The organism is Moorena sp. SIO1G6, from assembly GCF_010672795.1.
Classification (GTDB): Bacteria; Cyanobacteriota; Cyanobacteriia; order Cyanobacteriales; family Coleofasciculaceae; genus Moorena; species Moorena producens.
Window position 1 is genome coordinate 23,109 of sequence record NZ_JAAHFZ010000065.1, and the last position, 11,857, is coordinate 34,965.

General features: G+C 43.0%; 14 protein-coding genes. 5 read left to right on the forward strand and 9 right to left on the reverse strand.

What is annotated here, in order from left to right; translation table 11 throughout:
- Positions 1-25 precede the first annotated feature (25 nt).
- The 7 genes from F6K63_RS31615 to F6K63_RS31640 form a co-directional block, all read right to left on the reverse strand.
- On the reverse strand, positions 26-778 hold the full coding sequence (locus F6K63_RS31615) for a CIS tube protein (RefSeq protein ID WP_287314240.1): 753 nt from the start codon (positions 776-778) through the stop codon (positions 26-28).
- Positions 769-3,567 (reverse strand): hypothetical protein, encoded by a 2,799-nt coding sequence (locus F6K63_RS31620; protein ID WP_287314242.1) that lies wholly within the window; start codon positions 3,565-3,567, stop codon positions 769-771. Before F6K63_RS31620 ends, F6K63_RS31615 begins: the two co-directional genes overlap by 10 nt.
- Positions 3,568-3,833: 266 nt before the next feature.
- Entirely contained in the window at positions 3,834-4,013 is a 180-nt protein-coding gene (locus F6K63_RS37455; RefSeq protein WP_083373623.1) for a DUF6760 family protein, read from the reverse strand.
- A complete protein-coding gene (locus F6K63_RS31625) occupies positions 4,007-4,372 on the reverse strand; it encodes a hypothetical protein (protein WP_071107698.1) in 366 nt (121 codons plus the stop codon). Before F6K63_RS31625 ends, F6K63_RS37455 begins: the two co-directional genes overlap by 7 nt.
- Positions 4,373-4,408: 36 nt before the next feature.
- Entirely contained in the window at positions 4,409-4,834 is a 426-nt protein-coding gene (locus F6K63_RS31630; RefSeq protein WP_071103394.1) for a phage tail protein, read from the reverse strand.
- 51 nt (positions 4,835-4,885) lie between these two features.
- Positions 4,886-6,094: a phage tail sheath family protein gene (locus tag F6K63_RS31635; protein ID WP_287314244.1), complete on the reverse strand. Its 1,209-nt coding sequence runs from the start codon at positions 6,092-6,094 to the stop codon at positions 4,886-4,888.
- Positions 6,095-6,122: 28 nt separating this feature from the next.
- Complete coding sequence (locus F6K63_RS31640; RefSeq protein ID WP_287314246.1) at positions 6,123-6,995, reverse strand: Pvc16 family protein; 873 nt, start codon at positions 6,993-6,995, stop codon at positions 6,123-6,125.
- A gap of 244 nt (positions 6,996-7,239) precedes the next feature.
- Here F6K63_RS31640 and F6K63_RS31645 point away from each other — a divergent pair, with 244 nt between their 5' ends.
- From F6K63_RS31645 to F6K63_RS31655, 3 genes are all read left to right on the forward strand, one after another.
- A complete protein-coding gene (locus tag F6K63_RS31645; protein WP_287314248.1) occupies positions 7,240-8,235 on the forward strand; it encodes a hypothetical protein in 996 nt (331 codons plus the stop codon).
- A 290-nt stretch (positions 8,236-8,525) separates the two neighbouring features.
- Entirely contained in the window at positions 8,526-8,705 is a 180-nt protein-coding gene (locus F6K63_RS31650; protein ID WP_131826945.1) for a hypothetical protein, read from the forward strand.
- A gap of 164 nt (positions 8,706-8,869) precedes the next feature.
- The gene (locus F6K63_RS31655) at positions 8,870-9,364 is read left to right on the forward strand and encodes a response regulator transcription factor (RefSeq protein ID WP_008178168.1); all 495 of its coding nucleotides are present in this window, start codon (positions 8,870-8,872) and stop codon (positions 9,362-9,364) included.
- A 161-nt stretch (positions 9,365-9,525) separates the two neighbouring features.
- On the opposite strand, the gene F6K63_RS31660 is transcribed toward F6K63_RS31655, so the two are convergent.
- A complete protein-coding gene (locus F6K63_RS31660) occupies positions 9,526-9,696 on the reverse strand; it encodes a hypothetical protein (protein WP_287263494.1) in 171 nt (56 codons plus the stop codon).
- A gap of 873 nt (positions 9,697-10,569) precedes the next feature.
- Between F6K63_RS31660 and F6K63_RS31665 the strand changes: the two genes are divergently transcribed.
- Complete coding sequence (locus F6K63_RS31665) at positions 10,570-10,779, forward strand: type II toxin-antitoxin system HicB family antitoxin (protein WP_008178170.1); 210 nt, start codon at positions 10,570-10,572, stop codon at positions 10,777-10,779.
- A 217-nt stretch (positions 10,780-10,996) separates the two neighbouring features.
- Positions 10,997-11,389: a XisI protein gene (locus F6K63_RS31670; RefSeq protein ID WP_008178171.1), complete on the forward strand. Its 393-nt coding sequence runs from the start codon at positions 10,997-10,999 to the stop codon at positions 11,387-11,389.
- 57 nt (positions 11,390-11,446) lie between these two features.
- Here the strand turns inward: F6K63_RS31670 and F6K63_RS31675 are convergent, their stop codons facing one another.
- Entirely contained in the window at positions 11,447-11,722 is a 276-nt protein-coding gene (locus F6K63_RS31675; RefSeq protein WP_287314249.1) for a hypothetical protein, read from the reverse strand.
- Positions 11,723-11,857: the final 135 nt, after the last annotated feature.

The window sequence follows — 11,857 nt, forward strand, 5'->3', positions numbered from 1 at the left end:
AACCATGAACTATTAACCATGAACATTAAAGCAATTTGGGAATAGTTAAGGTTTTACCAATATCAAGCTGACGGGGATTATCCAGTTGATTTTCTTGGGCAATGAGTCGCCACAGCTTAGGATTACCATAGACATCCGCCGCAATGCTGCTGAGGGTTTCACCGCTTTTGACAATACGAGTAGTTAATTCTGGATCGGTACGCCGTTTATCATCTTCTGGATTGAGATATTCCGAAAAAGTGATGTTGACTTTTGCTCGTATCGGTTTACCATTACTTTTGAACAGGGTGAAGGTTTGGGTAAGATTAGTAATCACCCCCACAAAAGGGAAGTCAGAATTAGTTGGTGCTTCACCCCAGTAAACCTTACAAGCTGGTGGTGGTTGTTCTTTACCTCCAACACGTCGAATGCGGGTAAGGGCAACAAGTTTATTGGTTTCCTCCCGTACATCGTCGATGAAAGTACTATCTAATAAACTATTATTCTTACGATCAAAATTCTGAGATCGTGAATTTTTCACCCCTTCGGAAACATCAAAGAACAATTCCAGAGTTAGTTCCCGACTTCCCCCCCCACCAAAATCTAAAATTGGCGCATTATATTCTTTTTGGCTCGAACCACTCCAAGTAACACCTTTTTTGACGGTGTAGGATTCGGGGTTAAATAAAACCGTAATCTCTGGATAATTGTCTTTCTCTTCCGACTCTACAGCACGGTACTTCTCGTCTTGATTTTTTTTCCACTTCAAAGGAATAATACTTAGTTTCTCTAATGCCATTTACCAATCCCCCGACGTTCCCTTTCTACCATTAGTTTACGAGCCAGAATACGACTGACTTGTTCAGCCACTTTGGTTAAATCTATCCCTGATGCTGATGCTGTTTCTGGGGTAGACATCGGGGTTGTGGCATTTCCCGACTTTGCTTGAACGGTAGAGTTTTCCACTGCATTGGTTTGACGTGCGATCGCTCCATTCGTTTTTATTTGGGTGATTGCTAGAGGTAGAGGCAGTTTCTGATGATTGGAGTTTGTGGTTGATAACCCTTTACTAGCCTCTATGGTATTAGCCTCTATGGTATTAGTAGTTTTCAGCCAAACCCTGTTTAACTCAGATGAGGAAGATAACTGGCTAGGGGTTGTGGAAACTACAGTAGGGTTACTAGCAATTGAGGCTTTTTGGGATAGTTGTACAGGGAAATTTTCCTGCTGTTTCTGTATGATACCAGTTGGTTGATAGTTTTTTTCTGCTGCTTTGCTTTGGATAATTCCTTTAATTAGAGGTTTATTTTTAGCTTGAATTGTGCTTTGGTATGATTGACTCGTAGTTTTAGCCAGAGGGAAATCTGGACTAGAGTTACTGTGACTTCTAGTTTGGGAATGACTAGCTTGAGTAATGGTGGTACCTTGAGAGGTAATCTGACCTAATTTGGGCTGATTCGGGATAATCTTGGCTTGAATTACAGTATCCTCGTTATCCTCTTTTCTAGATACTGTAGTTGGGGATGAGGCACTTGTCGTTTTAGCCAGAGGTAAATCTGGACTAGAGTTACTGTTAACTTGACTTGGGAAATGACTAGCTTGAGTGATGGTGGGACTTTCAGAGATTAGTTGACCAGAATTTGGCGAGAGTTTAGCTTGAATTACAGTATCCTCGTTATCCTCTTTTCTAGATACTTGACTTGGGGATGAGGCACTTGTCGTTTTAGCCAGAGGTAAATCTGGACTAGAGTTACTGTGACTTCTAGTTTGGGAATGACTAGCTTTACTTAGGGTATCATATTGAGAGGTAATATTCCCTGAGTTCGGGATAATTTTAGCTTGAATTACAGTCTCCTCGTTATCCTCTTTTCTAGATACTGTAGTTGGGGATGAGGCACTTGTCGTTTTAGCCAGAGGGAAATCTGGACTAGAGTTATTTATGTTATTACCTGGAGAGGTGATCTGACCTAAGTTCGGGATAATTTTGGCTTGAATTACCGTATCTGAGCTATCCTCTTTTCTAGATACTTGACTTGGGGATGATGCCCTTGTAGTTTTAGCCAGAGTTAAATCTGGACTAGAGTTATTTATGCTATCACCTTGAGAGGTTAGATTCCCTGAGTTCGGGATAATTTTAGCTTGAATTACTGTCTGATCGTTATCCTCTTTTCTAGACACTGTACTTGAGGATGATGTACTCGTAGTTTTAGCCAGAGGAAAATCTGGACTAGAGTTATTTATGCTATCACCTTGAGAGGTTAGATTCCCTGAGTTCGGGATAATTTTAGCTTGAATTACTGTCTGATCGTTATCCTCTTTTCTAGACACTGTAGTTGAGGATGATGTACTCGTAGTTTTAGCCAGAGGAAAATCTGGACTAGAGTTACTGTGACTTATAGTTTGGGAATGACTAGCTTGAGTGATGGTATCTCCTTGAGAGGATAGTTTACCAGAATTCGGGATAATTTTGGCTTGAATTACTGTCTGATCGTTATCCTCTTTTCTAGATACTGTAGTTGGAGATGATGCCCTTGTAGTTTTAGCCAGAGGGAAATCTGGGCTAGAGTTATTTATGGTATCACCTGGAGAGGTAATCTGACCTGATTTGGGCTGATTCGGGATAATTTTGGTTTGAATTACCGTATCCTCGGTATCCTCTTTATCTGAGCTATCCTCTTTTCTGGAAACTGTAGTTGGGGATGATGGACTATTAGTTTGAGCCAGAGGTAGATCTTGAATAGATTTACTTTGAACTCTAGCAATATTACTAGCATTAGCTGCTGTAATAGTTGCTTTTCGACTAATCCGCAACGTTCCAGATTTTTCAGGGTAGGGAGGTGAGGAAGAGCTACTGGTTTCAGGTTGAGTTTGAGTTACTGTAGGATTGGTACTAGATTTAGAACTAGATTTAGGACTAGGTTTAGTATCTCTTTGCGGTTGTACAGAATTAGACTCATGACATGATAAGGTATTAACTTCTGCCAACGTTGCTTTGCGATTAATCTTAAGCTGTGGTTGTGTTCCTCCCCTATTTCCCTTCTCCCCAGTTTCATTGGTTGTCTTCCTAAGGGGAGTAGAGGAAGCAGACTTAGGCTTTTTTTCTACTAATGAAACTGGGGTTAATGAAACTGGGCTTGTAGTCTGATTGTGGTTAGTTTCTTTGACCAATGGCTTGGTCATTACTGTTACTTTCTGGGATATTGCTGTCGGGCTTTTTCCTACAATTTCCCTACTATTGTCCCTACTATTCTGAAACGGTCTTGGTTGAGTCTGCACAAAGGTTTGAGCTGTGTTTCCGGTTCCTGAATAGCTGTCAGGATTGACTCGCCATTGCCCATCAAAACCGTCCGCTGATTCTGTACGCTGTCGCTGAAGACGTGACATGATGGCTGTAGGCTGCAAAACTCCAGAACCATAACGGAATTTTACCTGTTCCGGTAAAACGGATTTTTGTACAAGTCTTGCCGCTGTCCCTTGAGTAGCTTGGTAATGAGAATGTAACTGCTGGGTATTAATGACCCCAGCCGGTTTAACCAGTCGCCGCTGTAAACGTTGCCCCAAGGTTGAATTGTAAGGAGAATCTTCCATTCTTTTGTTGCAAAATAGCGGTTTTCAATTAGTGCGTAGGGTGCGTTAGGGGCGGAAAGCCTCTGATTTTTTGCCTCGTAGCCAGGGTTGGGATAGTCCGCCCCGTAACGCACCACCCAAGGGCGAGCCCTAATTTTCCGCCTCGTAGCCAGCTTTGGGATAGTCCGCCCGATTGTAACGGGCAAGATGCCCGTTCCACCCACCAGGTCAAGTAGCAAAAATCCGATGCACCCCAGCTCAATAGCGATCGCTAATTTTGTGAGCCTTCAGATAAACTCTATCTGACCGGTTTGGGCATTCAAACGCCGATTAATCTGGGCAACTTCGTCCACCCACCGTCGTCGCTGACTGTGTTCCATGGCCATGATGGATTCATAGTGCCAATGAAAGTGGTAGGCGAGATAGGCTACCTCCTGATGGAGTTGATCCAGGGGGTAGCCTAAGATTCCCCCGACATATCTAGTTCCACGGCAAAATCTTTTTCACAGTGGGGACAGATAATCTGGAGCGATCGCATGCCATTGCCATTGATCCGATTGTACAGATCCTGCAAATAAGCCAAGTCTGAGGCAAATAACCCTTCAATCACTTTTGGGTTAATCATTTCTACAGAACCGATGCGGGTGACCACCCGAGATAGCAGAATGACAATTAAATAGGCTGGGTTAGATTGTACGCGAGGGTCTTTCAGGGGCACAATTTCATCAGCAGCCGTTGCCAATCGCATTGTGCCTTCCCGATGTAAATTCCCCTGTTTGTCCACATAACCTGCTGGTAATGTAAACTCATACTCAGTTTGCAGCATTGTTGCTTGCTCAGGCATGGTGAAATTAGTCATAATTTATACCCGCTCCAGACGTTCACAACTCACGGTGAGGGTATCAATAGCAACATCACTTCCTTTGGCATCCAAACTAGGTGCTTCATACTTACTAGCCCAGGCATTGAAGAAGTTCCAGCGTACTTTCTCCTGTCCGGTATCATCAAGCAGAATGATGGAACCATTTTTGCGTTCAACCTTGCCATTGACTGCAGCTAAGTGCCAGTCATAGAGTTCACGGGAATCGGTTATTCCCCATTTCAGGGAAATGTCAGGATAACTCGCTTTCCCTCGCAACTTACGTACTGTAGCATCGTCTCCACCTTCACGATATTCAACGATTTCTACTTCAGAACCAAAACCACTACATTCAGAAAATCCTGCCTGAACAATGCCATCAATTTCCATCAGGAAACGAAAGTTCTTATAGGGATCAACTCTTGCCATGACTAAATCTCCTTTCCAGTTAGTTCAAAAGTTTGTTTATTACTCGCCTGATTACTCACCAGCGGTTTGCTGGATGCGGAAGATCACGAATTCCGCAGGCTTGACAATTGCCACCCCAATCAGGGCAACGACTTGCCCCAACTCTCTTACTTCTTTGGGATTGGTTTCCGCGTCACATTTAACAAAGAAAGCTTGCTCTGGTGTTTCCCCAAACAAGGCTCCATCGCGCCATTCATTTAACAGAAAATCCCCCACTGTCCGTTTAATCCGTTGCCACAGGGCTAGATTATTCGGTTCAAAGACAGCAAACTGTGTCCCGTCATCAATAGATTCTTGTAGGTAGTTGAAATAGCGACGGGTACTGACGTAGCGAAAATCAGCATTAGCATCATCTGCCATAGTCCGGGCTCCCCAGACTTTAATGGTGCCTTTGAAAGAACGGATCACGTTAATCCCTTCCGGATTTAAACCATCCTGCTGGGCTTTACTAATGGGACGACTGACATCAAGGGCATTAACAATAACTTCGTTAGCAGGTGCTTTAAAAACTCCCCGGGTGGCATCATTACGAGCATAGATTCCAGCAAGATGACCACTAGGAGGTAGAGTATCTGGGGCATTGCTAACGGGATCAAAGACTTTAATCCAAGGATAGTAGATAGCAGCATAGCTGGCTTGCTGACTACGACCAACAGGACGGATATTTTCTACATCACTTGGCTCTTTAGTTTGATCGCCATCTAGGACTGCTACTCTATCTCCCATGTTGGCGCAGTGAGCGATAATAGCAGTGTGTTGAATATCACTTATTGCTCCAGGTACGGCAACAATGGTGATTTCATCAACTGTTTCAAACTTCTCTAACTCTTCAGCCGGGTTATCAATTTCTGTTGCAGCGGCAACCCGCAGTACATAACAACGGGAACCTCCGTTGAAGAAGAAGCCATAAACAGCATGGGCTAAGATTTTATTGCCCTCTTGGAAATCACCAAACCTAGTTTTGAATTCTTCCCAACTGGTAATTAATGTTGGTTCACCTGCGGTCGCCCGCTCATACGGGGCAGGAACAGGATTACCCTCATCATCTAAAACAAGGTTACCTTCATCATCCTTTTGAAACTGTCCTGGTTGCTCTGGCATAGTAACATTATCAGCTACCACACCAATAAACCCAGCGACACTGGTTGCAACTCCAGCAACAGGTAGGGAAGCGGGTGGCACGTATTCAACATAGACTCCAGGGGAGAGATACTGTGGCATAATTCTTACTCCTTGATAATCACGAAAATTACTGCTGTAACTCCACGTTGTAATTACTTGCTGCGGATTCTACTGGGATAGTGATATTAACCTCCTGTACTACATCGTCTAACTGCACCCGTAAGGTATAAGCACCAGCAGGAATTGCCCCGATGCTATAGTTTCCATCTCTATCAGTGGCTGCGCTCAGATTACGCTCAACCAAAACAACCGTTGCGCCTACAACAGGTTTATTGTCAGCATCCGTAACTCGCCCACCAATCCGGAAAAATCGTTGTTCGGTGCCTGGCACCAGTTGTTGTGAGGATGGTGAAATCCGCTGACCTAATTGCCAATCTTGAGTAATGACAATGGGGGTTGGGTCTGGCTCAAATAGTTCCTTGATCGCAATGGTTACTTTAACTGTGATGGAAGGACGTAATTGATTCCCCAATGCAGTCCAAAACTCAGCAGTGCTTTGTACGCCATCTACTTGAGCAGTTACCATTGGTAAGGCTGGTTCTTGCCCAGCAAGTCGGGTATTTTCTAAAAAAGGTATTTCTGGAATAGTTGGATAAGCTGAGAATACTTGCAGCACTTGGCTGAGTAATCGGTGTTCTTGCAGGGGTAATTCTTCGCCACCAATGGGCCAAGCTGTGACTAAATAAGAACAGACTATGCGCTTTGGAGGATTATGAATAATTGCCTGTCCATTGCGCCTCTCGATCGTTGGTTCATTATTACGTAATTCCAGGTGTTCCCGAATATCGTACAGAAATAAATTCACCGTCGTCTGTCCAGGACTAAACGTTTCTGAGGGACGCTCAAAGGAAATTTGAGCCTCCGCTAATTCTGGAAACCTCGACGATAGGCTGGTCTGTTCCAAAATTCTTCTCAACACTTGACTCAGATCGCTAATCATCCTAACTGACCGGGTTGGATTTACTGAGCAGCCACGTACCAGACTCTGAAAGCCTAGGGCGTGTTTGTCAACGTAATTATTATTAATTTTTCAGAGATTCTGTACAAGTCACGTTTTCTAGCTAGTCAAGTTTGACTAACTCATTTGAACTAATCGATTTGGACTAGCAAAATTTTGTGACTTGTTTGTGAAATCCAAAATTGATAAATTAACGCTATTCCTCTGCAGATAGGGAGATGGCTAGATGGGTAGATGGGCAAATATGGAAATGGAGAGATGGGGAAATGAGGAGATAAAATTGATGGCTAGCCGTAATTTACAGAATTGGGATAAAAACTGCTATTTTAATGGGAGTGACGTCTTGAAAATGCTGATAACTCCCCTTTTCAGCCAACTTGATTCCAAGCAATGGATCTGTGTACTGGATCCAGCCTTGGCGCTCTCCTATTATGGAGTCCACATAGCTCAGCAGCTAGGAGAAATAATCGAAATCTGGATAGCAAGAGAGCTTTGGCATATTCTTAACAATACTAAGTTTTATTTAGAACAACCAGAACTACTTATTCCCAAAAGCACTCTCAATAAAAAGGCATCTGAACAGGAGAGAGCAACCTTAGAGAGTGTGATTTCGTCACTTCAAGAGTGGAAACGATTACAAACTGAGCATGATTTGCTAGGACTCAATCTATTCTGGCTGGGAGATAGTCTCAGGGAGTCTTTACTGCCAAAAGGTACAACTATCAAGCTCTTGGCACGATGGGAATATTTAGCACGCTTATTAGATCGACGCATTAATCAGTCACAGGGGACCAATGATACTTTAATGGCGTCATTCCGGGATACTGTAGCCCTAAGTGCGAGTTTGGGTTCTGCTTTTATACTGAGCTATCAGAAACCTACAGATTTTAGTGATAATCGTCCTCCAGATATCTGCAAAGCTTTGGACAAATTGGGAATCTCTTGCGAACTGGTCAGTCCGCAGGATCGAATTGTGGCTTTGGAATCGGAGTACTTACGCCAGTTGATGATTTACACCGGACTGGCAAAACTTTTATGGGAAGGGCTTCATCTGTGTGTTATACATCTTGTGACACCAGCAGTTCCAGTATCTGACAGAATGTCTAAGCCCTCTTGGAGCGATAACTCTGCCTGTGATCCTGAAGACTTGGGGAATTGCCCAGAGTTGAAGGAGGATCTATGGATAAATACTAAAGCGTTCTGGTATAGTCTTTCTATTTGAGATGTAAACATAGAACGACACGCTTTCGGTAACATAAAACTACGGATAGGGTAACAGGAGTAAGGAATACAGCGTTTTTTTGATAATCAAAAATTACAATCTAGTTTTACAACTCATTTGTAAAGCCTAGAGAAACTATAAGTTTTTTAACAATTTAATTCCTTTTTGATTGATATTTAACAGAATAGAAGGGGGGGGGAAGACCATCCATGGATCTGATCTTCCTAAATCATTTGTGAATACTTATAGCAATCGGTGTAATGGTGTTGACAAATTCAAGCAACGAAGCTATGCAGCGAAGTCTTGGGGAGCTAAATCATTCCCTGGTCCGATGTTACCTATTCCCTACGCACAGCGCTATAGTTTTGCGTAAGCATTCAGCAGTCAGCAGTCAGCAGTCAGCCGTCAGCCATCAGCCGTCAGCCATCAGCCGTCAGCCGTCAGCCGTAGCCCATAAGCTGTTCGCGTAGCGTGGGCGTAGCCCATAAACTGATAGCTAATAGCTGATAGCACCTCAAGTAGCGTGGGCGTAGCCCATAAACTGATAGCTGATAGCTGAATGCTTACTTTTATCCTTCCCCAGGTTCCGCTCATCAATCAAACAGGATGTCTATAGGTACTTGACATTTTTCTTATGAAAGAGAAACTTAATTTTCCTCTTTATCGTCAAGATATAGCTACTAAAGATATACAATCAGAGTTAGGAAATCAAGTGATTGGTAAGCTGTTTATCAATAATTCTTGTTTTTTAGTTTGTGAAACAAACCACGAATTTAAACCTAGTTTAGGGTCTAGCTCTAATTCACCCCCTCAAAGCAGTTGTCCTTTGAATGCAGTTGGTTATATGGAGGTAAATGGTAAATGTTATGCAATTACAGAATTCCAAGACAATACTACTTCCGTTACATCTCATCTTGCTAGTCTCTTAACAGAACGAGAGTTACAAATTGTTACTCTTGTTGCTTCAGGTCAGTCTAATAAGCTAATTGCTAAACAGCTTGAAATTAGTGAATGGACAGTTTCCGCTCATCTACGTCGGATCTTCCTGAAGCTGGATGTAGATAGTCGAGCCGCTATGGTTTATCAATGTGCTCCTTTGATTCAGCAATTACAAATGAAGTCGCTATAGGCTGAGTAACTGGTATCAGCGGTCAGCCGTCAGCTATCAGCTGTCAGCGGTCAGCTATCAGCGGTTAGCCGTCAGCTATTAGCTGATAGCTGAATGCTTATCCATTATTAGCCGTCAGCCGTCAGCCGTCAGCCGTCAGCTATTAGCTGATAGCTGAATGCTTATCCATAATCTTGTATGGCACTGGATGCGATCGCATTATCTTGTCGGGCACTGGATGCGATCGCATTATCTTGTCGGGCACTGGATGCGATCGCATTATCTTGTCGGGCACTGGATGCGATCGCATTATCTTGTCGGGCACTGGATGCGATCGCGTAATAGTCCAGCACTGGATGCGATGCTCTGAGCCGCTACGCGAACGCATAATCTTGTATGGCATGGGATGCGATGCTCTGAGCCGCTACGCGATCGCATTATCTTGTCGGGCACTGGATGCGATGCTCTGAGCCGCTACGCGAACGCATTTTATTCTAATGATGTAGACAGGCTTTTTAGTATTTTAACTCTGACCTACTCTAGGCTCCCTAATTTTAGCTAATCAGCTCCCTTTTTATATCAGTAAATTAAAAAATAATCTCAAAGTAAATTAAACATAAATGAGTCTATAAATGGCTATTTAGGCTATTTGTAAATAAATGTAAATAATTTTTATTACCCCTTGCATTTTTTCGAGGATTTATCTATACTATAGAAGGTACACACTGAAACTAATAACCGCGCTGGTGAAGGTTAACGGCTATTACCAGCGCGGCTTTTCTCCCAACCAAGTAGGAGTTACTTCCATAATGGCAGAAAAATCACGATCATTAATCCCGACGTTTCAGCAACCTACCGGAGCTAATGATGCTGGTTTGGTTAAGAGTTGGAACTTTTTGCTTTTTTGCGCTTGCTGCGTTACCCTTTCGAGGGCGCACCCTACAAGATCGTGGGATTAGCCCAAAGGGCTAGGGCTTGGGGCGTTGCTTAATAATGGCATGATTTTAAGAGTAGGTGCGCGCCTCCTAGGGCTAGTAAATCGCCCTTGGGTCGTATGTAGCATGGGCATCTTGCCCGTTACAATATATTTTCGGGCGGGCAGGATGCCCACTCTACTCCTATTCAAAGGAAGACTGACGCAACGCCGGTAAATCAAGTCTTGAGGTTCCAATTGGGACTCTTAAAAATATATGGCGACAAGCTCAAATAGATGAGGATAAAATCTAATGCGCTATGCAGTTGTTATTGAAAAAGGAAAAAATAGCTACGGTGCTTATGTTCGAGATCTTCCTGGGTGTGTTGCGGTGGCAGAAACATTAGAAGACGTTAAACAATTAATTACTGAGGCAGTGATGTTTCATTTGGAAGGATTGAAAGAAGATGGATTAAGTGCTCCTGAATCAGTGTCATTCTGTGAGTATATTGAGGTGGCTTAGGGCACACCCATCACACTCAACCAGAAACAATCCCTTGCCGTAAGTACCTGGACAAAAATAAACTTCACTATATTAACTTATGTAAAGTTGCCACAAGTCCCTCTGCTCCCTGCTCCCTGCTCCCTGTTCCCTATTTCAACAGTTAATTTTGCTTTTGTCCGACTACTTATCAGATTAGATTAGTAATTTATGATGTGAAACAGGAGGTAATTGTTCAATGGCTGTAGAGCAATATCGCCAGTATATTCGACATCTTCTTTCCGAACGTGCTCAACGGGCTTCACGGCAAACAATTGCGCCAGAATACGTAGGTGCGCGCCTCCTAGGGCGAGTAAATCGCCCTTGGGTCGCACCTGAGGTTCAGACCGTCTTTGATACAGAGCAGGATCACTACCAACTGCTGTATGTTGGTTGGCGTGGGAATAAACGTGATTTTGGCTGTGTTTTGCATCTTGATATCAAAGGTGGAAAAATTTGGATTCAGCATGATGGCACGGAAGAGGGACTTGCCAACCGATTAGTGGAAATGGGAGTGCCAAAAGAAGATATTGTTTTAGCTTTTCATGAACCTGAAGTACGCCAGTTTACGGGTTTTGGTACAGGTGAATAGATTGTCAATTAATCTATCGGTATCATTATCAGTAGTGGTTTTGTTAGGTTTTATTTTTTAAGCCAATTTTCCGAATGTAGTAAGTAATTTCTTGGAATTGCTATTTAGTAGTAACCCTTCTCTGTCTTCGACATCTGAAAGGTCTTCCAGCATTTCTACTAAATAACCGTTTGGTTCTGCTACACACCAACCATAGGGATTAATTTTGTCCGGATGTCCTTCTGGTAAATCTGTTGCCACCATAGTTTGATAATGCCTAGCAATAAGTTTCGCTAACCACAAATAGTCTTTCCCTAGTGAAACTCCCTTTGTATAGGAAATAGTGATATCCATAGGAAAACCTGGGGGGGCGACATGAGAGCTAAAAAGTAGACTGTATAAGCTTCATAGCTCTCATACCTCGTAAATAATGATCGAGCTTATGACGACTTAAATGCATCAAATTTTCAACTAATCCCCAACATTTAT

Excerpts from the sequence above, each read along its gene's own strand:
- F6K63_RS31675 (WP_287314249.1), bottom strand. The coding sequence starts at position 11,722 with ATGGATATCACTATTTCCTATACAAAGGGAGTTTCACTAGGGAAAGAC.
- F6K63_RS31655 (WP_008178168.1), top strand. The coding sequence starts at position 8,870 with ATGAAAGAGAAACTTAATTTTCCTCTTTATCGTCAAGATATAGCTACT.
- F6K63_RS31650 (WP_131826945.1), top strand. The coding sequence starts at position 8,526 with ATGCAGCGAAGTCTTGGGGAGCTAAATCATTCCCTGGTCCGATGTTAC.
- F6K63_RS31630 (WP_071103394.1), bottom strand. The coding sequence starts at position 4,834 with ATGGCAAGAGTTGATCCCTATAAGAACTTTCGTTTCCTGATGGAAATT.
- F6K63_RS31625 (WP_071107698.1), bottom strand. The coding sequence starts at position 4,372 with ATGCTGCAAACTGAGTATGAGTTTACATTACCAGCAGGTTATGTGGAC.
- F6K63_RS31635 (WP_287314244.1), bottom strand. The coding sequence starts at position 6,094 with ATGCCACAGTATCTCTCCCCTGGAGTCTATGTTGAATACGTGCCACCC.
- F6K63_RS31670 (WP_008178171.1), top strand. The coding sequence starts at position 10,997 with ATGGCTGTAGAGCAATATCGCCAGTATATTCGACATCTTCTTTCCGAA.
- F6K63_RS31645 (WP_287314248.1), top strand. The coding sequence starts at position 7,240 with ATGGGTAGATGGGCAAATATGGAAATGGAGAGATGGGGAAATGAGGAG.
- F6K63_RS31615 (WP_287314240.1), bottom strand. The coding sequence starts at position 778 with ATGGCATTAGAGAAACTAAGTATTATTCCTTTGAAGTGGAAAAAAAAT.
- F6K63_RS31640 (WP_287314246.1), bottom strand. The coding sequence starts at position 6,995 with ATGATTAGCGATCTGAGTCAAGTGTTGAGAAGAATTTTGGAACAGACC.
- F6K63_RS31665 (WP_008178170.1), top strand. The coding sequence starts at position 10,570 with ATGCGCTATGCAGTTGTTATTGAAAAAGGAAAAAATAGCTACGGTGCT.
- F6K63_RS31620 (WP_287314242.1), bottom strand. The coding sequence starts at position 3,567 with ATGGAAGATTCTCCTTACAATTCAACCTTGGGGCAACGTTTACAGCGG.